Origin of the sequence: Paraburkholderia denitrificans, from assembly GCF_042655705.1 — a bacterium.
Lineage (GTDB): Bacteria > Pseudomonadota > Gammaproteobacteria > Burkholderiales > Burkholderiaceae > Paraburkholderia > Paraburkholderia denitrificans.
Window position 1 is genome coordinate 14449 of sequence record NZ_JBHSMP010000029.1, and the last position, 21912, is coordinate 36360.

At 60.8% G+C, this 21912-nt stretch carries 13 protein-coding genes and 2 pseudogenes; 8 read left to right on the forward strand and 7 right to left on the reverse strand.

All coding sequences use genetic code 11. The features are described 5' to 3' along the window. The first annotated feature begins 5 nt into the window (after positions 1 to 5). The 4 genes from ACFPTO_RS20155 (at position 6) to ACFPTO_RS20165 (ending at position 4323) form a co-directional block, all read left to right on the forward strand. Positions 6 to 1673: a TnsD family Tn7-like transposition protein gene (locus ACFPTO_RS20155; protein WP_377714097.1), complete on the forward strand. Its 1668-nt coding sequence runs from the start codon at positions 6 to 8 to the stop codon at positions 1671 to 1673. A 403-nt stretch (positions 1674 to 2076) separates the two neighbouring features. Continuing rightward, on the forward strand, positions 2077 to 2709 hold the full coding sequence (locus ACFPTO_RS20160) for a LysE family translocator (protein ID WP_377714099.1): 633 nt from the start codon (positions 2077 to 2079) through the stop codon (positions 2707 to 2709). Between the two features lie 426 nt (positions 2710 to 3135). After that, a complete protein-coding gene (locus tag ACFPTO_RS25185) occupies positions 3136 to 3504 on the forward strand; it encodes a YunG family protein (protein WP_465262959.1) in 369 nt (122 codons plus the stop codon). A gap of 390 nt (positions 3505 to 3894) precedes the next feature. Further along, a complete protein-coding gene (locus ACFPTO_RS20165) occupies positions 3895 to 4323 on the forward strand; it encodes an antitoxin Xre/MbcA/ParS toxin-binding domain-containing protein (RefSeq protein ID WP_296650009.1) in 429 nt (142 codons plus the stop codon). Between the two features lie 444 nt (positions 4324 to 4767). Here ACFPTO_RS20165 and ACFPTO_RS20170 read toward each other — a convergent pair whose 3' ends face one another. From ACFPTO_RS20170 to ACFPTO_RS20180, 3 genes and pseudogenes are all read right to left on the reverse strand, one after another. Further along, a complete protein-coding gene (locus ACFPTO_RS20170; RefSeq protein ID WP_377714102.1) occupies positions 4768 to 7116 on the reverse strand; it encodes a TonB-dependent receptor in 2349 nt (782 codons plus the stop codon). Positions 7117 to 7326: 210 nt separating this feature from the next. Then, a pseudogene (locus ACFPTO_RS20175) lies at positions 7327 to 7452 on the reverse strand (L-threonine dehydrogenase); the annotation flags it as partial. Between the two features lie 308 nt (positions 7453 to 7760). Continuing rightward, a pseudogene (locus tag ACFPTO_RS20180) lies at positions 7761 to 8875 on the reverse strand (sensor histidine kinase); the annotation flags it as partial. Between the two features lie 424 nt (positions 8876 to 9299). Here ACFPTO_RS20180 and ACFPTO_RS20185 point away from each other — a divergent pair. From ACFPTO_RS20185 to ACFPTO_RS20200, 4 genes are all read left to right on the forward strand, one after another. Next, positions 9300 to 9674, forward strand: coding sequence for an NUDIX hydrolase (locus ACFPTO_RS20185; RefSeq protein ID WP_377714104.1), 375 nt, complete (start codon positions 9300 to 9302; stop codon positions 9672 to 9674). Between the two features lie 75 nt (positions 9675 to 9749). Next, the gene (locus ACFPTO_RS20190) at positions 9750 to 10427 is read left to right on the forward strand and encodes an MgtC/SapB family protein (protein ID WP_377714106.1); all 678 of its coding nucleotides are present in this window, start codon (positions 9750 to 9752) and stop codon (positions 10425 to 10427) included. Positions 10428 to 11392: 965 nt separating this feature from the next. After that, positions 11393 to 13486 carry a Na/Pi cotransporter family protein gene (locus ACFPTO_RS20195; RefSeq protein ID WP_377714108.1) on the forward strand — a complete coding sequence of 698 codons (2094 nt, stop codon included), beginning with the start codon at positions 11393 to 11395 and terminating at the stop codon, positions 13484 to 13486. Positions 13487 to 14479: 993 nt separating this feature from the next. Then, positions 14480 to 16486: a c-type cytochrome gene (locus tag ACFPTO_RS20200; RefSeq protein ID WP_377714110.1), complete on the forward strand. Its 2007-nt coding sequence runs from the start codon at positions 14480 to 14482 to the stop codon at positions 16484 to 16486. A gap of 163 nt (positions 16487 to 16649) precedes the next feature. On the opposite strand, the gene ACFPTO_RS20205 is transcribed toward ACFPTO_RS20200, so the two are convergent. The 4 genes from ACFPTO_RS20205 to ACFPTO_RS20220 all read right to left on the reverse strand — a co-directional run bounded on the left by ACFPTO_RS20205 (position 16650) and on the right by ACFPTO_RS20220 (position 21897). Further along, the gene (locus tag ACFPTO_RS20205; protein ID WP_377714112.1) at positions 16650 to 18233 is read right to left on the reverse strand and encodes a Na+/H+ antiporter; all 1584 of its coding nucleotides are present in this window, start codon (positions 18231 to 18233) and stop codon (positions 16650 to 16652) included. Between the two features lie 137 nt (positions 18234 to 18370). Then, positions 18371 to 19669 (reverse strand): L-fuconate dehydratase, encoded by a 1299-nt coding sequence (locus ACFPTO_RS20210; protein ID WP_377714114.1) that lies wholly within the window; start codon positions 19667 to 19669, stop codon positions 18371 to 18373. A 151-nt stretch (positions 19670 to 19820) separates the two neighbouring features. Then, complete coding sequence (locus tag ACFPTO_RS20215; RefSeq protein ID WP_377714116.1) at positions 19821 to 20762, reverse strand: ABC transporter substrate-binding protein; 942 nt, start codon at positions 20760 to 20762, stop codon at positions 19821 to 19823. A gap of 109 nt (positions 20763 to 20871) precedes the next feature. Continuing rightward, on the reverse strand, positions 20872 to 21897 hold the full coding sequence (locus tag ACFPTO_RS20220) for an ABC transporter permease (protein ID WP_377714118.1): 1026 nt from the start codon (positions 21895 to 21897) through the stop codon (positions 20872 to 20874). Between the last annotated feature and the right edge of the window lie 15 nt (positions 21898 to 21912).

Consider the following 21912-nt stretch of genomic DNA (forward strand, 5'->3'; position numbering starts at 1 on the left):
CACTATTGTTTTTTGTTCCGTCGCTGCCTGATGAGACTATCCAGTCGCGTGTTGCCCGGCATCACCTGCTATCTGGCAACCAGGGTGAGGCTGAAACCTTTCTTGATCTGTTCGACAGCATTCCGTTCGCGCTTGAGCAAATCGTGTCACCGGCGATGCTGCATCTTGCGGATCGCATGAGCGACAGTTCGTATGCGGCGCGACGAAGGCTTCTGGAACAGAATACCCTGTGGCCGCTGTTCGAGCCGTTTCTGGTCGACGGGCAACGAACCACAACGACTGACATTAGCGTTATGGTGAGTCGGCTGCCTCGGCGCGTTGTCGGGCATCACGGGGAAGCGCAGTTGTGTCCTGCCTGTGTGAAGGAGGACGTCCACGCATTCGGCATGGCTTACTGGCACCGTGCCCACCATGTGCCAGGCGTCAGCGTGTGTTGGCGTCACCGCGGGCGCTTGCTGTCGAGTTGCCCGCAATGTCGTCGACCGTTCCAGTTTCGCGCACGCCTGCTGCGTCAACCGTGGCACGCTTGCCACTGCGGCTGGCAGGTGACAGGGGTCGAAGACACGGGTGCCTCGGACATGCCGGGCATGCTTGATTACGCGAGTTTCGCCCATGATCTGCTTAACTACCCGTTGGGCCAGGTGGGTCCGCTGCGTGTGCGTGCTGCGTATCAGAACCGCATTCGCGAATTGGGCTTCAGACGGGGATCAAAGGTACAGGCAAAAGCGTTTCAGGAGCACCTGATCGGAGAGTTGGGTGACGCGTTTCTTTCCGCGGTGGATCCTGCATACGCCTCAAAGAGGATGAGCTTCTGGATACGCTTTACAGGTGGCGATAACTGCACGTGGGATATGCCGATTACGCGGCACCTGTTGGTGGCGATGTATCTTTTTGGTACGCGAGACAAGTTTGCGTTGGCCCTGCAACGAGTATCCGAGGAGGATGCGCTTCGTAGCACGAAGGCTGCCGAGTCCAATTCGGGGCGCTCTTTGGCATCGCCGTCCACACCACGTACAGCGTATAGAGGCAGGATACGGGACGAGTTATCAAAAAATCCAAAAACGACACTTGAGGACCTGTGGCGGAGGGCGAATCGCATCACATCATGGCTCTACGAGCATGACCGAAAATGGCTTGTTGAAACGCTGTCCACGCCGATAGCAACCAGAGTAGGTAAAACGTCGTCAGCAGAAGCCGTGTCTCCGGACGACGAGCGTTTTGCGGCGCACGTCGACGCGACCGCTGCTGAGTTACTTACCCGATCCGGCAAACCGCAACAGGTTACGAAGGCGCGTCTGCTCGCAGCGCTCCCGGTGCCTGTCGCCGACACTCCACGGTACCGTGAACGATATCCGGGCACGCTCAAGCGGGTTACCGACAACCGGGAATCGACGTGGCATTTCAGGGCAAGGCGGTTATGGTGGGCGTATGCTGTGCTGAGCACTCGGGGAAGCGCACCTCCGATGCTCGAAGCTGTCATTCTGTCTGGCGTAGGTCTGTACGCTGCACAGGCTATCATCGAATACTGCGGATGGGAGTATTTGTTGCCACTCGCTGCAAATATCGATGTGCTGGGAAAACTATCCGAAGTGGGAATTACGATCAAATGGGATGGTCCACCTGCGTGGCAGGGTCGAGCGATCGGTGGGCGTGCATATCAGCGTCGGAAATGAGGCAAATCGAGAATCTTCATCATCGACGGTCGGTGCTATTCGTCATGCTGCGGCAATTCCGAGCAGAGGGGCAGTAAATTTCGTATGCCAAATAAATATACGCCAACCAAAAACATACAAAAGGCATCGTTTTGACAGCACAACTTCAACGCCCTTGGTTGGCGTACTTTTCGTCGTCGAGTCTGTCAGGTACTTGCTGAAATACATGGCGCTGAAGCAGTGGCCATTGAAATTCTCGCGCCCTCCGTTGCAGTATCTTGAGGCCCTTGATACGGTATGTACCGGTTCCAACTGAGCCATTCTGCCGGCTCAACAAGGCACCGCGCCTTATGTGTGCAGCACGGATCCATGTGCTACTTTGCTCTTTCAACCATAGTCTCAGGCCGTGCTCAAGGAATCCTGCATGCCATTCCATACCTGGATACTGTTTGCAATCGCATACGTTGTGACGACGCTATCGCCGGGGCCGAACGTTCTGCTTGTCATCCGCAATACGCTTCGTTATGGCAGCGCGGGTACTGTTACGACTATTGCAGGCAATCTCCTGGCGCAACTCGTCGTCGTTATCCTCGTCGCGGTAGGCGTGGGTGCGGTACTTGCCGCCATGCCTCCGATCTTCGTCGGCATGAAAGTCATCGGTGCCGTTTATTTGGCATATCTCGGTCTGAAGCAACTGAAACACGCGTCAAGGCAACCGACCCCCATCCCTACCGAGAAGTTCGAGCGAAGGACTGACAAAGGAAAGGTATTTCGGGAAGCGCTGCTTGTCTCAGGCAGCAATCCGAAGACCTTGATCTTCCTTTCCGCATTCATGCCCCAGTTCCTCACTGCCAGCCGCCCTTTGCCCCTGCAATTCTTCACAATGTATCTCACCATTTCAGTCATTGTTATGGTGGTGCATTCGGCTTACTCCACGGGAGTCAAACGGCTTCATGGTCGTCTTGCCGCGACTCGCTGGGTAAGTGTGATCAAACGGCTGAGCGGGTTCATATTTGTCGCACTGAGCGTGAAGCTGTTGACTGCGCGGCAGGCGTGACAGTTCGTACTTGCACGCGGATTCTGCGCCTGGCATCGACCATCTGTTTTCAGAGTAATGTCGACACAGATTCCCGCGCCTCGGCCGAGGTGATAGCATCGGGCACGCATTCCATGCAACATGCATTAGACGTTCCCAACCTGCTTGTCGCCAAGCCCGAAAGCGTTCGTTACGGGAAACAAACACCGATAAGACATTCATTGACGGCTTCAACAGCTGACGGCAAACTCCCTACCTATGCAAGCGTTCATATTCCTCGCCATCGCGACTCACCATTGTGCGCATTCCCATTCCGGACTGCCGCTGGGGATGTGCGCGCGCTAGAAATTCGCAGCGAGATGCGCTTCGAAGCCCCGCCGGCAGCGACGGGGCTTTTTGTTTTTGGGTGCCCCATCGGTTGCCGACTCAACGAGAGAGCAAAATCAGATGACTTCTGTATCGAAAACCTTTGCGACACCCCTCGACTTGTACAGATCGATTTCACGCGTTTGGGCCGGAGACACGTCAAGTCCCACCGACGCATGGTCACCATCGAATCCGGCTCAAAATCACTGCAGTGTGACGTCTCTCGTTGTCCAGGATTATTTCGGCGGTCAGATTCTCACTACACGAACGTCAGGTGGCACGCACTTCTACAATCTGATTGACGGCAAAAAGTGGGATCTGACAGTGAGCCAGTTCGCTGAACCGGTGCCGTACGAGGACACGCTGTCCACCCGCGACGAGGCATTGGCCGATACCTCGCAACAAAAATACGAGCTTTTAACGTCGAGGCTGGAAGGAAGAGTTAGATAGCACAAAATGCGCGTGAGATGTTCTGCCATCTCTCATCGCACCCGGCCGCCGGTGATGATCACCGTCGGCAGTGTTCGCAACTTCGGGAGAAAAGATTGTTGACGATATTGGTGGCGAGGTCGAACGTCGGCGCCTAGCCGGAAGGTGCAGGAGCACGGTAGTCGCACCTGCGCCCATGCGACCTTCGCTTTCGTCAAACACTATCGTTTTGTGCCGAAGTCTATTGTCTTTCGTCGGACTCTATTGATCGTTCACACCTACAACAGATCGTGGACAAGGGTGTTAGTGGGTGGCCGCGCTTACATCTGTTTTGTTCTAACCCAGTCCACCGCAACTCCGTCGGGCACATACGCCATACAGTGCACTCACACGATATTGAACGAGGCACTCATGGAATTCGTTACCCCTGCCGAAGTTGCCGCCGTGATGAATTTGGCGCCAATTCCTCGTTCACTCGCGGAACTCGAGGCCCGAGTACGTGACGGTCTGCCAAAATCCGCACTTGCCATGAGCGTGCAGCACATCGCTACAGATGCTGAAACCCGCCGGGCGCTGCGCGCAAGCGTCGTTCCCGAGGCAACTTACAAGCGTCGTCGTGAACGACTCTCGATGGGAGAATCGGAGAAAACAGAGCGTATTGCACGCATCTACGCGACTGCATCATACGTTTGGGGAGACCCGGGAGACGCGCGCACATTTCTAGCCGCGGCTCACCCGCTACTTGAGGGTCGCAGACCGCTGGATGTCGCTCTGACCGAACTCGGAGCGCGCCGCGTCGAGGCACTTCTCTCGCAGATCTTGTACGGTCTACCCGCATGATGAGAATATTTCCCATCGTTTGCTAGGGATTCGGTGCGAAGCAAGAGCGGCGCGGCGCTTTGGAGGAGGTGGTCTCAATGGCCTTGGTCACCCGATGATCTACTGGGCCCACCTCTACAGAATTACTTCGTGAAGGAGTCCATGCACTTCTTCACAATGCATTCACGGCTACCACCCACAGAATCAACTCCCCTGCATATCTCCATGCATATGGTTTCAGCCTGCCACCTCTGCGGGCTTTTCTCTTCTGCGAGGTATACGGGCAGGCACGCCGCACGGACCTGTCTGGTCGTCTCGACGTTGAATCCGGGTGGAATTCCGGTATCAATAATCGACTTTGCTTGCGCCTCGTGCTGAGTGGTCCGACCGCCCGAACCGCAAATTCGCACGGGGCGCCCAGCGCGCAGCGCTGACGCGCGGCTGCGCGCTGGCGAATCTTCAGCACTACTTCCAGGCATACCTCAATCCGACCCACGCACCACGCGGCGCTCCCATGCCGAGGAACTGCTCGTTGGCCGCATTCGCGAAGTCAAACGTATGGCCCGGGCCGGTGAAGAAGTTTTGCCCAAGAACGCCGAAGCTCGAGTATTGCTTGTTGAGCAGGTTCGTCACCAGCGCGAACACCTGCAACTGTTTCGTCACGTTCCACGTCGCATCGAGGTCGACGAGAAAGTAGCCGGAGATTTTGCCGTTCACATCCTGATTGTCCTCGTCGCCGCGCGCGAAGATACTGCCGCGCCACGTCAGGTTCGTACCGAAATTGAGTTGCGAAATCGGCGTGTAGTCGAGCCGCATCTTCACCGTGTTCGCCGGGATGCCCGGAATGCGGTCGCCCGGATGCACGGTGATGTTGCCGTTCGCGTCCGCACTCGAATTGCTCCGGGCGCTCTCGGTCCACGTGGACTGGTAGGTCGCGTCCACATAGCTGTAGTTCGCGCCGACGCCAACTGGCCCCCACTGCGTGTGCGCGCCCAGCTCGAAACCCTGGCGCCGCGTCTTGCCCACGTTCTGGAAAAAGCCCGTGTTTGCGGCCGCCGGACTGCTGATGAACTGGATATCGTCATCGAGCGTGGTGCGGTACACCGCGGCGTTCCATGTCGTCGACGAACCGATACGGCCGCGCGCGCCGATCTCGAACGTTTTTGCGATCACCGGCCGCAGCGCCGGGTCGGAGAGGAAGTCGTTCGGCAGTGAGCACGGCGCGGCCGGGTCCGCGCACGCGAGTTCGATCGCGGTTGGCGAGCGCATGCCTTCGTTGTACGCTGCATACGCGGTAAAGCCCGGCACCGGATTCCAGTTGATGCCGAATGCCGGATTGAAACGCGAGAACGTGTGGTGCCCGTTCAGGCCCGGTTGTTGACCCGTCTGGTCGCCGATGTCGACGCTTGCAAAGTCGTAGCGACCGGAGAATGTCGCCGACCACTGCTCGGTAAGCGCGAGCGTGTCGCTCAGGTAGAGGCCATAGTTGGAGTTGTGTGTCTTCGCATCGGTTTCGGGATTGAAGTCGCCGATGCCGATCGTCGCACGCGTGGGCGTGAAGAAAGCGTCCTGGGACGACTGCACGAAGCGCGAATTCGCGATATCCGCGCTGCCGCCGACAATGAACTGGTTCTTCATGCCGAGCACCTTGCCGAGCAGTGTCAGTTGCAGGTTCGCGCCATAGCTGTCCGTTGTTATATCGGACTTCTGGTTGGTGCCCTGCGGCGAGTTGGGATCGGTCGGGTCGAAATCGCCATTTGTGTTGCTGCTGATGTTCGTGTTGTCGTAATGCCGGTAGTACACGTTGCCGCTTAGCTCGACGTTGTCGCTGAAATAGTGCTCACCGTTCAACGTGACGAACGCGGCGCTGTTCAGGTTCTGGTCGGGGAACGTATACGCCTGGCGCGGGTTGTCGAGGAACGAGCGCGGTATCGTCTGCGAGCCCTGCAGGTTGTTGTCCGCCCCGCCGGCCGAAAGCGACAGGGTCGTGTCCGAATCCTTATACCGGAGCTTGCCGAAACCCTGCCGGACACGGCTGCCATTGTGGTCGGCCCAGCCGTCATCGTTCGTCGCGTTGCCGGTCACGTAATAGTCGAGGTTCTGGCCGATCATACCGCCCTGTTCGATCTGTGCGCTCTTGCGTCCCCACGAGCCGCCCATAATCTGCGCCTCACCGCCTGGATGGTCGCGACCGTTCTTGGTCGTGACGGCGAGCGCACCGCCCAGCGTGTTCAACCCGAATACCGGATTCGAGCCGGGGATCAGTTGCATCGTGTCGATCGCCTGTTGCGGAATCAGGTCCCAGTTCACGACGTCGCCGAATGGCTCGTTGACGCGCACGCCGTCGAGAAACACGGATAGCCCCTGCGGTGTGCCAAGCACAGGCGATGCAGTAAAGCCGCGATAGTTGACGTCAATCTGGAACGGGTTGCCCTGTGCTTCGTTGATCGCGACGCTTTGCAGGTTCTTCTCGAAGAAGTCAGGTAACGCCATGCGATTCTGGTTCGCGATGTCGGAACCGCGTACCGTCTGCACGTTGGCAGGCACCTGCGTAAGCGGCGTGCCGATGCCGAGCAGCGGCGTCGTGCCGACTACGACGATCGGTGCAAGCTGGTGCACCGGTTCGTTTTGTGTTGGCGCCGTTGCAGCAGAGTCCGTGGCAGATGCGGCCGGAACTGTTGACGCTGCATCCGGCGCGGTGGCCTGCGCAAAAACGACTGCGGGAGCGCCAGCGAGCGCCGAGCCGAAGACAAGCGTGAGGCCGGCGCGCCGCCGGAAGCGGGGCCACGCGGGGTTGTGATTGTGTCTGGACATTGCTTGTGTCTCGTGTCATGTCATCCACACGCCGGCCTGGCGAGCCGGTAACGTGGTGACTGCTGTTGTTGTGAGCCGCATGCGTTTGGCTGAGTCTTGTACCAGGCCTTTCGCGTGCGGTGGGTACTATTCCCGAAATGACGGGACAGTTCAGTACGCAAGTGACGCATCCCCTCCTGGCATTGCCAGAGAGGGGGAAGGGACGTCTTACAGTGCCTTTCCGGCGCCCAGTGACTTCGCACGATCACCGGTCTCACGTGCGCAGCCCGGACCAATGAGCGCGACGCAAGGAATGAAGAAGCTGTCGGTGCGATCCGCAATGCTCAGGTAGCCCATGTTGTCTCCGAAGATTATGTCGTTTGTCTTGCATTTCCGAAAGCTTGCAGCACGAACCGTACCAATACATGAAAGGCCGATACCTCAGCGGTAATCACGCGGGACACAACTGACGACTGCACCGATTCAACACATATCGCCTGGGGTACTGTTCCAAACCTTCACATATCACACGCTTGACCGACGCAACATCGGTTCAGAACGTTGCATACCGAACGGCTGAATACGTGGCCGCTGTCCAGGCGGCAAAAGGTCTGTTACGCATCGCGGACGTTGATGAGCCGCAGTGCGCCTTACCGTCTTTTTTCTCACGCGGTTCCGTGTCGGCCCGAAACAAGAAGCAGGCCGTCGATGACTGCCTGAAAACCGTCCGGCCAGCCCGGCGCCGGCGAGTGCAGCGAGAGCGTCGCGCCCGCGCCCTTCGCGATCGCGTCAACAATGGCAAGACCAAGCCCGCTGCCTTTCGTCATCGACGTACCGCGTTCGAATTGTTTCGTCAGGCGTCCGAGCACGTCGTGCGGCACCGCCTGTCCGTGATTTGTCACGCTGAACGTGCCGCCCGGTGACAGCACGACCCGTATCGGTCCACCTGCCGCGCCGTGATTCAGTGCGTTCTCAATCAGATTGCGTACAACGATGGCGAAAGCGTCGGGATCGATCCGCGAGAGTACGGGGTCTTCCGGCAGGTCGAGCTCGATTGAGCTCGCGTTCGCGGCACGCCGAAAGTCATCGATGACGAGCGACAGCACAAGCCGCAAATCCTGGGGGGGTCCGCGAGGACACGCCCGTCCTCCGCGCGCGCGAGTTGCATCAACTTCTCGCTGATCTGCGACAACGCGCGCAGCGCACCCTCGACGTTCCGCGCCCACTCGCGAAGTGGCGCGGACGGCGCTTCGGCGATCAGGCGCTGCGTCTGGGCAAGCGCCGCCGCGATCGGCGTGCGCAACTCGTGCGCACTGTTGGCGGTGATGTTGCGTTCGGCAGCAAGCGCGCGTTCGAGGCGCGCCATCAAATCGTTGACTGCATCGGCGATGGGCGCGATCTCCACAGGCAGCGATTGCTTGTCGAGCGGGCTCAGATCGTTCTGTCCGCGCGTCGCAATACCGCCGCAGAAGCGGCGGACCGGCCGCAGACCGGTGCGCACGATCAGCCAGATACCCGCGAGGCCGACCGGCAGAAACAGCGCGACTGCCCGGCCGACCGCGAGTGTGGCCTTGATCTCGGCATGCCGGCGGGCTTTGAGCGGCTCCGCGACGAGCAGTGACATCGTGCCCTCCAGACCGGTTTCCGCGTAGACCCGATGCGTCGCCGTCGAGGCGAACCCGGCACGTAGTTTCGGCGGGAAAACCGTCTCGTCCGCGTCGCGCGACTGCAGCAGCGTTTTGCCGGTCGCATCGCGCACGACGTAGATCAGTTCCTCGCCTGGATGCGGCGCATCTTTTCCACGACGGCCGGTCTGAAGCGAACATATATCGGGCATGTGCGAGGGTTTCATGCCGTTCGTCGCGTACGTACCATGGCCATTACGCGAGGTGATAGAAAAACCGGCAGGCGTGTTGCACTCGCCCAACCGCTTCGCAGGGATGCCTCCGGGCGCGAAGTCGTCAGCGCTGCGACAGCCGAAGCAACAAGAGGCCGGGAGGCCTACGAGCTTCGAGTGAAAAGTGGGTTCCCAATTTTATTGTTCCCCGTCAGAATGCAACGCTCAAATCGTCGGTGGCACATCGCGCGCCGGGATCGATCGTTGCTCAGGTGGTTCATTCGCCAGTTTTGTTACGAAAAGCTTTCTACCAGCGCAACGTTGCGATTCACCCGAAAATTACAGTACCAGACCTGAACCCGCGAGCATGAAAAATAGAGCGACCGTCGTGTGCTGGCAGGACGGCAGAATCCTCCTCGTCGAACGGGGGCGTTCACGATGGGCCTTGCCCGGTGGCACAATCCGGCGTGACGAATCCCCGGCGGATGCGGCAAGACGGGAACTGAGCGAGGAAACAACCCTCGCCGGGCTCGAACTCGGCTACCTGTTCCAGTTCGGCGGTCTGAGCAAGCGGCATTACGTCTTCTACGCAGTCGTGCCCCCCGATGCGAGTCCCGAACCGAGCAGCGAAATCCTTCGATGCCGATGGTTTCGCCCCCGGAAAGTGGCCACGCTTCTCACCAGCGTACCCACGCGCGAAATCGTGAATCTCATTTTTGGTCACAAAAGCGCCACAATCTAGCCAACTGCCGTCTGCATCCAGTGCTCCGCCCCAGGATCGCAGATAAGTACATGGCTGGCTATTGAGATCGAGACCATGATTGGGAATTTTGAGATTCTGTCGCGACTGTTTATGGCGGCACTATTGGGCAGCGTGGTCGGCTTTGAGCGCGAAAGACTGAACTGGGCTGCGGGTTTGCGCACGCACATGCTCGTGTGCGTCGGGGCGTGCCTGATGATGCTGGTGTCGGCATACGGTTTTGCCGATGTGCTGGGCGAGAAGAACGTCATACTCGATCCATCGCGGGTTGCCGCCCAGGTGGTGTCGGGAATTGGCTTCCTCGGGGCGGGATCGATCCTGCTTCGCGGCGAAGTTGTGCGGGGATTGACCACGGCTGCGAGCCTGTGGTCCGTCGCTGGCGTCGGCCTTGCTGTCGGTGGCGGAATGTACACGGCCGCCATCGGTGCAACCGTCATCATCCTGGTAATTCTTGCGGGTGTGAAGCCGCTCGAGCGCCGCTTCATTTCTGTTCGGCAACAGCGCAACATACAACTACTGGTCGAGCGTGGAAGCGTGTCTCTGGACACCGTGCATCACACGCTCGGTTCAGGGAGCGTCCGGGTCAAGCAGTTCATCGTCCAGCAATCCGAAGACGATCCGGAACTTGACGACGTGCAAATCGCACTGTCGCGCGTGAGTACAAGTGAGTTCTCGGCGATCTGCCTGCGGCTCGAGAAGATGTCTGGCGTGCGCGCGTGCCGGCACGACCAATAAACGGGACAGACATGCTGCGAAGTTACGAATACAACGGCTTTACCCTGGAAGTTTCCGTCGAGGTCGACGTCAGCATCCAACCGGGGAAAGGGATGCAATCGGTGCCCGGATACGTGGCTGTCGTCAGAGTATTCAGGGACCGCAGTGCAGTGGCGATTTTCTCACCCTTGCGCTTCGGCGAGGTCCGCGGCCGAGCGTTCGCAACGGAGGCTGACGCGCTTATGGGTGGATACAGCGCGGCGCGAAAGATTGTAGACGACCTCTTCAGTCACGAGCGGAATTGAGCCCCGCTACGTATCGCAAACATAGTGCCAAAAGGCGGATCAACGAGATCGGCGCACGCGTATGCAGCTATTGCGAGGCCCGTTGATCGCCAGAGGCTTCCCATATCTCATCAGGAGCGCCGTTTCCGCGCACAAGTAAGCCTTGGGAAAAACTGGCTGGGCGGGCGTTTTCCGGTGGCGCCAAATGAAACGCGTCTATGATGACCTCGGACTCGAAATCAAAGTCAGTGCTGCGGCGCAATACGATCTGGACCGATTCTGACAAGTTGAACTACTGACTCGGGATCTGGTTATTGTGACGACCACGTAGGCAGGCACGCCCGTTTTAGTTTCACGTCATTGCGCGACACGGAGAAGAGAATGGGGCGCACGAGTGGCAACGACGCAGGCGCGCCGATGGGGGGCTTTTCCACTGGACGTTGTTTGATCGACGGTCTGCGACACAAAAGCTGCGGCTAGCAACGCACGCCCGCATCACCAGCCCGCTTCGCGCGAATGATTCGCACTTCCGCCCTCTGGACGCAACTGACTGTACACTCGCACACGAATTCCACCAAAATCCTTTGGATAATGGTGTGTGTTGATCCCGAGCGTCAGCAGCGCTTGTGAACATGGAGGGCGGCGACACGCCCGAGCGTTTCAGGAAAACCGGCGGCACGACGGCACAACGGGAGCACGCGCATGCCGACGACATTTACGCTGATTGATCTGGCAGGCTCCATCGCGCTTTTGCTACTGGGCACGCAGATGGTTCAGACGGGCACGCGGCGGGCTTTCGGCGCGGGGCTTCAGTCGCTACTCGCGCACTCCCTGCGCAATCGGGGGCAAGCATTAGTTGCCGGTGTGGGTGCGGGGGCCGTATTGCAAAGCGGTACAGCAACGGGCTCGATGCTAGCCGGTCTTGCTGCGGCAGGTCGCGCTGAACTTGTTCCGGCGTTGGCCATCTTGCTGGGGACGAACATCGGTGCGACGTTGATTGTGCAGGCGCTGTCGTTCGACGTACCGGCCGTCTCGCCGACACTGATACTGGTCGGTATGCCCATGTTTCGAAAGACATCGAATACGAGGGCTCATGATCTGGGTCGCGCGTTCATCGGACTGGGCGTAATGCTGTTTGCGATGCACGAGCTGCTCGATCTCATGACCGACTACGAAGACGCGCCCAGCCTACGCATGCTGCTGGGTGCCGCGTCGACTGTCCCGCTGGTGGATGTGCTGCTCGCTGCAAGCCTTAGCTGGGCAGCGGACTCAAACCTTGCTGCCGTGTTGCTGGTCGCGTCCCTCTGCGCCAAGAACGTCGTGCCGCCGAATGCCGCATTCGCACTGGTGGTCGGTGCGAATCTGGGCGCAGCGATCAAGCCGGTGCTCGAATCGGCAGATCCAGACGATCCTGCATCGAGGCGGCTTCAGATGGGCAACCTTCTTATCCTGCTGATCGGGGCCACTCTGGTGCTTGCCGCTCTCGGGCCGATCGGAATATTCATGGTAACCATCGAGGCCGACAACGGACGTGTGGTCGCGGACTTCCACACGCTGTTCAACGTCGTCCTGGCCGTGCTGTTTCTGCCACTGCTTTCTCCGTACGGCAACTTTCTCGCCCACCTGATGCCGGCGTTTATCAAGGTCTCGAGCCAGTCTGAATCGGTTCACGGCGACCAGAGGGGCAAGCCGCTTCCGAGGGGCACACGCGATCATGCATTGCGTCCGACATTGCGTCGCCTGGCCGATCCAGGTGAATTGCTGGTTGAGATTCGTCAGCATCTGCGAGAACGCGGCCGTATTGCCGATAGAGACGTTCCTCACAAGGACATTCTGGATCGGATCGATTCCAACGCCGGGAATCCGCCGCCGGTGCACGAGGCAATCCAGCATGCGGAGGATGAACTGCGAGACAGCACCCAGGCAGAGTCTCGAATGCGCGACGGCGATACACCGGCCATCGGGCGTCGTATTTCCGGGTGCGGGTGCGATACGGTTGCGAGCACAACGAGCGACGGCGTGCGTACGCAGTACGAGGCCGCCCGATCGATCTGGTTGACGCTCCAGGACCTCCGGATAGTGCGGCAGGCGGAACCCACCGGGGAGGAGAGGCAGCCGGTCCTGACTAGCTACGTACAGGGGACTGCGCATCTGGACGACGGATATCTGTGTGTGATCGGAGAGCCCTGGACCAGGCAGCGCGCCGTCAGCGTTACGTTTGCGGCCCGGGAACTTACTGAAGGGGATCATCGGGGCCTTCGCGAATGGCAGGATATATTGGGCATCACGTTCTCCGACATTCCGCTCGGTACGGCCAGACTTGGCTACAACGCTGCCGATCATGAGATGCAGGAGACCGGACGGTGGTGGGCATCGTTCCACATTCCGGCGAGCAGCATGCAGGGCCTCATCGAGGGCATCGATGCTGCGCGTCTCACGGACGTCAAGCTCGGGCTGTCGCTGAAGAATCTTTATCTGCTCACGCCGGAAGCTGCAAATGCACACGGTGACGCGTGCGTGTTTCTCCGACCGGACAGCGTCATCACAACCGGTTTGCCCGAAGTCGCGACAGGATATGTGACTCATATGGCATTCGAGCAGGCTGCGATCAGGCTTTGCGATCCTGATGGTGTACGCCCAAGTACCGATAACGCGCGGCCTGGCCGCAGCGGCATTCAGGAACTCGAGGCGGTTCGCACGCTTGATGAGAGAGTGGGAAGTCTGGTCGTCCTGGTGAAATGGCTTGCCGTACTCATCGCCGTGCTGCTTGTTGTTCTTGTATTCGCAAGACGTTGACGGTACCCCAGTTGCATCGTTATTCCCCGACGCATTCGGTGCGGCAGCAAATCGACTGCTGTGGCGATCAGTGCTTAGGGGGCTTCCAGGGAGATGGGTGAATTCGAATGGCGGCGGAGTTACTGTCCCGCCCATCGCGAACCGGATGAAGTAGTCTGGATATCCGTTGCCATGCTCGACACTGCGTGGTCCACGACAGATAGCTGTACGGGGAAGAACGGCGTAGGAGGTGGTGACCGGTACGCCCGAATCGGGCATGCGCCTGCGGTGCCAGTTCCTGTTTTGTACATGTCGGTTGCGTGCCTCGATGCTGACGGCTCACCAGGCTTCACCGATGGATGGCATCGCTTCTCATGGTTGCGCGACCACGCCCAGACCACACTGCCAGTTGAGGTCCCGGGTTCCCAGGGGGAAGCGTTCGCTAGCCTGTTTGGGACCGACAGCGATACCCGGGTCGATGATGGTACATAAAGAGGAAACCAACCGCACCGCGTGAGTTGTGCTGGGTGAGGGTATAACGCAGGCGGACGCGATGCGCGCGACGGGTGCCACGCGTGCGACGGCACCACTTCCCATCAGAATGCGAGCAAAAAATCTATCGAAGCCGTGCTCGCGAATTCGAGCGTCAAAATCAGCCTGAAGAACCGGCGGGGAAATGGAGGTGGGTCAATCGGCGTCGCGGCTTGCGTTGTGTCAAACACTATTGACGCAAGGGCGATGGCTTTATGCGTGGAGAAGCCGAAGTGTCAAACTCTATTTCGCCAGTGAGTGTTCAAGCACGCGGATAAGCGACTGATTCTCGGGGATTGCCTGTGTCAAACTTTATTGTCGGTTCACACCATCGACCCGATGCGTCAGCCGTTGCAGGACAAGGCAATTGAGCGTTTCGGCCGTCCAACAACAACAACCTCTCACACCATGAATCATCGATTGATGAACGGGCTCACCCGGCGACATGGAAAGCTTCAGGGTTGGGTCTTTACGGCACTGGCGATGCTTGGACACGTTGCACTGGCCGCCACCGCTCCGGCCGCTCCCGCCGACGCCAACGCGGTCGTGCGCGGCGCCTACGTTGCCCGCGCGGGCGATTGTGTCGCGTGCCACACGGCGCCCGGCGGCAAGCCGATGGCCGGCGGCCTCGCGCTGACCACGCCGTTTGGCGCGGTCTATTCGACCAACATCACGCCCGACGCGACAACCGGCATCGGCCGCTACACCTTCGCCGAGTTTGAACGCGTCATGCGCAAGGGCGTCGCCGCCGACGGGCACAACCTCTATCCCGCGATGCCCTATCCGTCGTACGCGAAGATCAGTGACGAGGACATGCATGCGCTGTACGCCTACCTGAAACAGGGCGTTCCGCCCGTCTCGCAGGCCAACCGGCCGCTCGGCATCAAGTGGCCGTTCAACATGCGCTGGACGCTCGCCTTCTGGAACCAGGCCTTCCTCGACGACACGCCCTTCACGCCCAATCCGGCCCGCAACGCGGACTGGAATCGCGGCGCCTATCTGATGCAGAGCCTCGGTCACTGCGGCGCGTGCCACACGCCGCGCGGCATCGGCTTCCAGGAAAAGGCGATGTCCGATGCGGGCGCCAAAGGCAGCCTCTTTCTCTCGGGCTCGACGGTCGAGTCGTGGCACGCGATCAATCTGCGCAATCTGTGGACGGAGGATGACCTCGTTACGCTGCTCAAGACCGGGCAAAACCGCTATACGTCGGCGGCGGGCGGCATGACCGACGTGGTTCATCACAGCACGCAGTACCTGAGCGACGCCGACCTGAAGGCGATGGCCGTCTACATGAAGTCGCTGCCGGGCGGCGCGGATGCGCGTCCAGCCGTCGCGCAGACGGCAGCGGCAGCCACCACGGCGGTGGCAGAACCCGCCGCGCTCTTCACGTCGAAAGGCGGACTCGGATACGCGCAGTTCTGCGCTTCCTGCCACCAGACGGACGGACGCGGTTTTTCGTCGGTGTTCCCGCCGCTCCCGGCTAATCCGGCCGTGCTGTCGGCCAATGCCGATTCGCTGATTCACGTCGCGCTGACTGGCTGGACGTCGGCGCAGACCGCGACCTATCCGCGTGCCTACACGATGCCGGCTTTCGACCAGTTGTCCGATCGGGAACTGGCCGACATCCTGACGTTCGTGCGCCATAGCTGGGGCGGCCATGCCGATGCGATCACCGCGTCGCAGGTCGGCAAGCTGCGCAGCCAGGTCGTCACGAGCCCGGCACGCACGCCGGCCTTCAGGACGCCGCGCTTCGCCGCGATGCTCGACGAGCCGAACGCGGCGCAGCTTGTGCGCGGCATGCGGTTGAACATGCAGACGAAGGCGCTGCTGCCGGATCATGTCGGCGATTCGCTGAACTGCGTGAGCTGCCACCTGAATTCCGGGACGGTGGCGTTTGCCTCGCCGTTCGTCGGCCTGTCGGCACAGTTCCCGAGCTACGCGTCGCGCGCCGGTAAGGTCATCTCGCTGGCCGATCGCATCAACGGCTGCTTCCTGCGCTCGATGAACGGCAAGGCGCTGCCCGTCGATTCAGCCGACATGAAGGCGATGGTCGCGTACTTCGACTGGATGAAGGGCGGCTATCGCATGAAAGACAAGATCGCGGGGCGCGGCGCGGGCAAGATCGACAGCAGCCTCCAGCCGAATCTCGCGCACGGCAAGGACGTGTATTCGGCGCAATGCGCGTCGTGTCACGGCGCGAACGGCGAAGGCGCGAAGCGAGCGGACGGCGAGTCCATCTATCCGCCGCTGTGGGGCGACCAGTCGTTCAACATCGGCGCGGGGATGGCGCGGCTCTATACGGCCGCGGCCTTCGTGAAGAACAACATGCCGGTCGGCGCGCGCAACCAGTTCCCGCTGGCGCAAGGCGGATTGAGCGACCAGGATGCTGTCGACGTCGCAGCCTACTTCACGACGCAGCCGCGCGCGGACTTCGCACCGAAGCTCCGCGACTGGCCGAACGGCGGCAAGCCGAAGGACTCGCGCTATTGAAGGACATGCCGTCGCGATGAAGCCGGTCGCGTCCGCCGAACCGGAGCAGACTCAAAGGCCGGTGGATGCAGGATTCGATGCAACGACTCCCGTGAAGTGCAAAGGCTTCGCGGGAGTCGAAACCGCGTGACGGGGTGCATGAGTGAGTGCTTGCCCGTGCCGCTCACGGTTCGAGGAGACGCTGAAGCCTGAACTCTTCGAGATCGAGTTCGGCTTCTATCCGGTGCAGCACGCTGTCCTGGATGCGGTTGTTGTCGTGCAGGCCGAGCAGCGCTTCGCGCGATTTCGACACCAGTTCGAGTTCCAGACGCAACAACTTCGCGCGCCGTTCCACGTGCTCGGCGCCGGACATATGCGCGCGTTCATTGGAGTGCACGCGAACGCGGTATTCGTCGAGCATGCGTTCAATGCTCTCGCATTCTTCCCTCGGCGCCGTTTTTGCAATTTTTTCCAGCTTGATCAGGGCCGCGTGAAACGCGTGCGAACGCGCTTCGAATTCGGACATCGTCGTACGCTGCAAGGGACGCAAACGCAGCAGCCGGATCAGTGGCGCAAGCGAGAGACCCTGAACGACGAGCGTGGCGAAGATCACGATGAACGTGCTGAAGATGATCGTGTCGCGCCCCGGAAAATTTACCGGCAGCGCGAGCGCGGCCGCGAGGCTCACCACGCCGCGCATGCCCGCCCAGCCGAGCACGACGGCTTCGTCGAAGCGCCACGCGCGCACCGCCTTGCGGTGGCGCGCCGCGAGCTTCGACGGCAGCCAGATTGCGAGGCCTACCCACGCGAGGCGCGCCACGATCGCGGCCGCGGTGGCGGCGAGCGCGACGCCGAGGCCCGACGCGAACAGCGCGTTCTGCGCATGCATGCGCGAGAGGATGCCGTGCAGCGCGAGGCCGATGAGGATGAACACCAGCGCGTCGAGCACGAACACGATGACTTCCCAGGAGGCCTCCGCCTTGACGCGCATGGGCGCATCGAACGCCTGATGCTGGTGGATGCCGAGCACGAGTCCGCAGGACACGACCGCGAGCACACCCGAGCCGTCCAGTTTCTCGGCGATCGCATAGCTTGCCCACGCCATCACGAACGTCAGCATGATGCTGAGCATCGGTTCGCGAAGACGCTTGATGAGCCACGTCATGCCGTATCCGCACGCGATGCCGACGGCCACGCCGATCACGGTCAGCATCGAGAACACTGCGAGGGCGCGCGGCACCGTGAATTGTCCGGCGAGCGCTGCGGCAATGGCCATCTGATAGAGCAGCAGACCTGACGCATCGTTGACGAGGCTCTCGCCTTCGAGCACGGTGACGAGCCGCCCCGGCAGCGGAAAGCGCTGGAGCATCGCTTTTGCGGCCACTGCGTCGGGCGGCGAGACAATCGCACCGAGCGCGAAGCACGCGGCCCACGGCAGCGTGGGCTCGACCGCGCGCACGGCAACCGCCACGGCGACGGTCGTGAACACCACGGCGCCCAGCACGAGCGAGGAGATCGTGCCGATTTCGCGCCGGAAGTCCTTCCACGCGGTGTAGAACGAACTCGACATGAGCAGCGGCGGCAGCACCGCTGCGAGCAGGAGATTCGGGTCGATATCGGGCGCGGGGCCGCCGGTCAGCGCGATGGCCGAGCCGCCGAGCAGCAGCACGACAGCGGGCGCGATGGCGAGACGCTCGGCGAGCCACGTCAGCGCGCCGGCGCCGACGATGAGGACGAGCAGAGTATGAAAAAACGCGACGTTGCTCATTTCGTTCGCCCAGGTATCGAGGGGTGGCGCTGCACGCGGTATGGGCCGCGCGAGACCGACGACTCGCATACTAGCGCGGCTTCGCGCTACGCGTTGTCAGAGTGGTCGCGCCCGCCGCAGCGCAATCACGCCAGCACTCACGGCCGCCACGCGGGACCATCGGGAAACGCGTACTGATCGAGCGAAGCCGCATGCATTTCGATGCTGTAGCCCGCGCGTTGCGGCGGCATGTAATGTCCATTGCGGATCACGACCGGATCGACGAAATGCTCGTGCAGATGATCGACGTATTCGAGCACGCGGTTTGCGAGCGAAGCCGACACGCAGATATAGTCGAAGAGCGAGATGTGCTGCACATATTCGCAGAGCCCGACGCCGCCCGCATGCGGACACACGGGCACGCCGAATTTCGCGGCCATGAGCAGCACGACGATCACTTCATTCAGACCGCCCAAGCGGCAACTGTCGATCTGGCAGAAGTCGATTGCCTTTGCCTGCAGCAGTTGCTTGAACATCACGCGGTTCTGGCAATGCTCGCCGGTGGCGACGCCGATGGGCCGGATACGCTCGCGGATGGCGGCGTGGCCGAGGATATCGTCGGGGCTCGTGGGCTCCTCGATCCACCACGGGTCGAATTGCGCGAGGCGCCGCATGTTGGCCACGGCCTCTTCCACGTCCCACACCTGGTTGGCGTCCATCATGAGCTTGAGGTTGTCGCCGATCTCCTCACGCAGAATGCGCGCACGCCGCGCATCCTCTTCGATATTGCCGCCCACCTTCTGCTTGAAGTGCGTCCAGCCGTTCGCGACACCTTCGCGTGCGAGCCGGCGGATCTTGTCGTCGTCGTAGCCGAGCCAGCCCGCCGAGGTCGTATACGCCGGATAGCCATGCGCGAGCATTTCCGCTTCGCGCACGCTGCGCGTCTTCGCATGGCGATGCAGCAGAGCGATGGCCTCGTGTGGTGTGATCGCATCGGTGACGTAGCGAAAATCGAGGCAACGCACGAGTTCTTCCGGACTCATGTCGACGAGCAGTTTCCACACCGGTTTACCCTGCGATTTCGCCCACAGATCCCAAGCGGCGTTCACGACAGCCGCCGTCGCCAGATGCATCGCGCCCTTGTCGGGGCCGATCCATCGCAACTGGCTATCCGAGGTCAGTGCGTGCCAGAAGGCGCCCATGTCCGCCGCGATGTCGTCGAGTTTTTTGCCGACGACGAGCGGGGCGAGCGCGTGCGCGGCGCACACGCAGATTTCGTTGCCGCGCCCGATCGTGAAGGTGAGCCCGTGGCCGGTAAGCGGCGTCGGCGAATCGGTTTCGAGCGTCACGTAAGTTGCCGAATAATCGGGCGCGGCATTCATCGCGTCCGAGCCGTCGAGCGAACGCGACGTTGGAAACCGGATGTCCTTGACGGACAGCTTGGTGATCGTGGTCATCGGGTCACGCTCCGGAGTGAGGACCGCTGGACGGGCCGCTACTGTGACGTGCTATCACATGCGCCATACCGCTCTACGCGGTGCGCGGGGATAAAAAGAAAAGGGAAGGGCAGTAGCCCTTCCTGATTGGTCGTGCCGTGCTCGCTGTGGATCAGTCGTAGAGCACTGCGGCGATCTTCGGATCGTTCATGTTGCTCTTGTCGTACCAGAAGAAGCCCGTGTCGATCTTCCTGGGCAGTTTCTCGCCCTTGAGCGCCTTCACGGCGGAATCGACGACGCACTTGCCGATGCCCACCGGGTTCTGCGTAATGGCGCCGAGCATCAGGCCCGAGGTGATGTCGTCTTTCTGTTCCTTGCCGGAGTCGAAGCCGACCAGGACGATCTTCTTTCCGGACTCCTTGACGCCGATGGCCGCGCCGTCCGCCGAACCTTCATTGGAGGCGAAAATGCCCTTTAAATTGGGGTTGGCCAGAATCATCGCTTTGGCGATTTCCGCCGATTTCAAATGGTCGCCGCCGCCATATTGCACGGAAACGATTTTGATGTTCGGATGTTTGGCTTTCATCTGATTCAGGAAACCGTCGCGGCGGCCGATGCCGGTGAGGCTCGTCTGGTCGTGCACGATCAGCGCGACTTCGCCGGAATTGCCGATGGCCTCGGCCATCTTGTCGGCGGCAAGTGCGGCGGCGGCGAGGTTATCCGTCGAGCAGGTCGTCAGCGGAATGTCGCTGTCGACGCCGGAGTCGAACGCGATCACGGGGATCTTGTCGGCCTGCGCGCGCTTCAGAAGCGGAATCGCCGCCTTGCTGTCGAGCGCGGCGATGCCGAGCGCCTGGGGCTTCTTCGCGAGCGCGGCGGAGAGCATGTCGATCTGCTTGTCGACCATGGCCTCGGTTTCGGGGCCTTCGAAGCTGATCCTGACGTTGTGCTCCTTCGCCGACTGTTCGGCGCCCGATTTGACGGCCTGCCAGAACTGGTGCTGGAAGCCCTTCGAGATGAGCGGAATATAAGGTTCGTCCGCGCGCGCGAGCATCGTGCCGCCAACGAGTGCGCCTACGCCAACCACGACACCGACAAGTCTCCGTTTCAACATGGGGGTTCTCCTCTTTGAGTGGGACATCAACCTTCTGCCGATGGGGAGCGCGTTCGTACTTTCGTGCCTTGGTGCTCCCGTTCTTCTCCAGTGATCGTCCGATGGAGCGTCAGAGCTTCTTGCGCCGCAGAATGTCGGCGTAGACCGCGAGAATGATGATGAGACCGGTCACCACGATCTGCCATTCCTGCGCGACGGACAGGATGCGAAGTCCGTTGGTCAGCACGCTCATGATGAACGCACCGATGATGGTGCCGAGAATCGTGCCCGCGCCGCCGCTCAGCGACGTGCCGCCGATCACGACGGCAGCAATCGCCTCAAGCTCGTAACCCTGGCCGAGCGCGGGCTGCGCCGAATTCAGGCGCGACGCGATCAGCAGGCCGGCCACGCCGCAGATCGCTCCGCCGAGTCCGTAGATGGCGATCTTCCAGCGATCGACATTCACGCCGGACAGGCGTACCGCTTCTTCGTTGCTGCCGAGCGCGAACGTATAGCGGCCGAGCGCCGTGCGATTGAGGATGACCGAACTCAGGATCGCAAGCGCAAAGAGGATCAGCACCGCATTCGGAATCGGCAGGCTCGGCACGAGATAACCGATCAGCGAATCCTGCGAAATTCTGTAGAAGTTTTCGGTGTCGTTGAAATAGATCGGCTGGTCGGACGAGACGACGAGCGACAGACCTTTTAGCAGCATCATCATGCCGAGCGTCGCGATGAACGGCGGTATTTTCATTTTCGCGGTCAGCGTGCCCGAAACGATTCCGCACAGCGCGCCGGTTCCGATGGCGGCCAGCACGCCGGTCCACATCGGCAAATGCCAGTAAGTGAGAAACACGCCGCAAATGACAGCGGTGAAGGTCATCAGCGTGCCGACCGACAAGTCGATGCCGCCCGTGATGATGACGAACGTGCACGCGATGGCGAGCACGCCGTTGACGGCTGTCGCCTGCAGAATGCCGAGCATGTTGTCCACCTGCATGAAGGCGGACGAGGCGAAGCTGAAAAACACCAGCAGCAGGATCAGGCTCACGAAGGCGAGCATCTTCTGCACCGTGGCCGGTGCGAAGAGGCGCGATTTGAGGCCGGACGGCCGTTCCTTGTTCGCCAGTACCGAAGTATCCGATCGCAGTGTCATGAAGTGGACCTTTAG

What these genes read in the sequence shown, in the direction of transcription:
- ACFPTO_RS20160 (WP_377714099.1), top strand. Translation starts at nt 2,077, where the DNA reads ATGCCATTCCATACCTGGATACTGTTTGCAATCGCATACGTTGTGACG.
- ACFPTO_RS25185 (WP_465262959.1), top strand. Translation starts at nt 3,136, where the DNA reads ATGACTTCTGTATCGAAAACCTTTGCGACACCCCTCGACTTGTACAGA.
- ACFPTO_RS20165 (WP_296650009.1), top strand. Translation starts at nt 3,895, where the DNA reads ATGGAATTCGTTACCCCTGCCGAAGTTGCCGCCGTGATGAATTTGGCG.
- ACFPTO_RS20170 (WP_377714102.1), bottom strand. Translation starts at nt 7,116, where the DNA reads ATGTCCAGACACAATCACAACCCCGCGTGGCCCCGCTTCCGGCGGCGC.
- ACFPTO_RS20185 (WP_377714104.1), top strand. Translation starts at nt 9,300, where the DNA reads ATGAAAAATAGAGCGACCGTCGTGTGCTGGCAGGACGGCAGAATCCTC.
- ACFPTO_RS20190 (WP_377714106.1), top strand. Translation starts at nt 9,750, where the DNA reads ATGATTGGGAATTTTGAGATTCTGTCGCGACTGTTTATGGCGGCACTA.
- ACFPTO_RS20195 (WP_377714108.1), top strand. Translation starts at nt 11,393, where the DNA reads ATGCCGACGACATTTACGCTGATTGATCTGGCAGGCTCCATCGCGCTT.
- ACFPTO_RS20200 (WP_377714110.1), top strand. Translation starts at nt 14,480, where the DNA reads ATGCTTGGACACGTTGCACTGGCCGCCACCGCTCCGGCCGCTCCCGCC.
- ACFPTO_RS20205 (WP_377714112.1), bottom strand. Translation starts at nt 18,233, where the DNA reads ATGAGCAACGTCGCGTTTTTTCATACTCTGCTCGTCCTCATCGTCGGC.
- ACFPTO_RS20210 (WP_377714114.1), bottom strand. Translation starts at nt 19,669, where the DNA reads ATGACCACGATCACCAAGCTGTCCGTCAAGGACATCCGGTTTCCAACG.
- ACFPTO_RS20215 (WP_377714116.1), bottom strand. Translation starts at nt 20,762, where the DNA reads ATGTTGAAACGGAGACTTGTCGGTGTCGTGGTTGGCGTAGGCGCACTC.
- ACFPTO_RS20220 (WP_377714118.1), bottom strand. Translation starts at nt 21,897, where the DNA reads ATGACACTGCGATCGGATACTTCGGTACTGGCGAACAAGGAACGGCCG.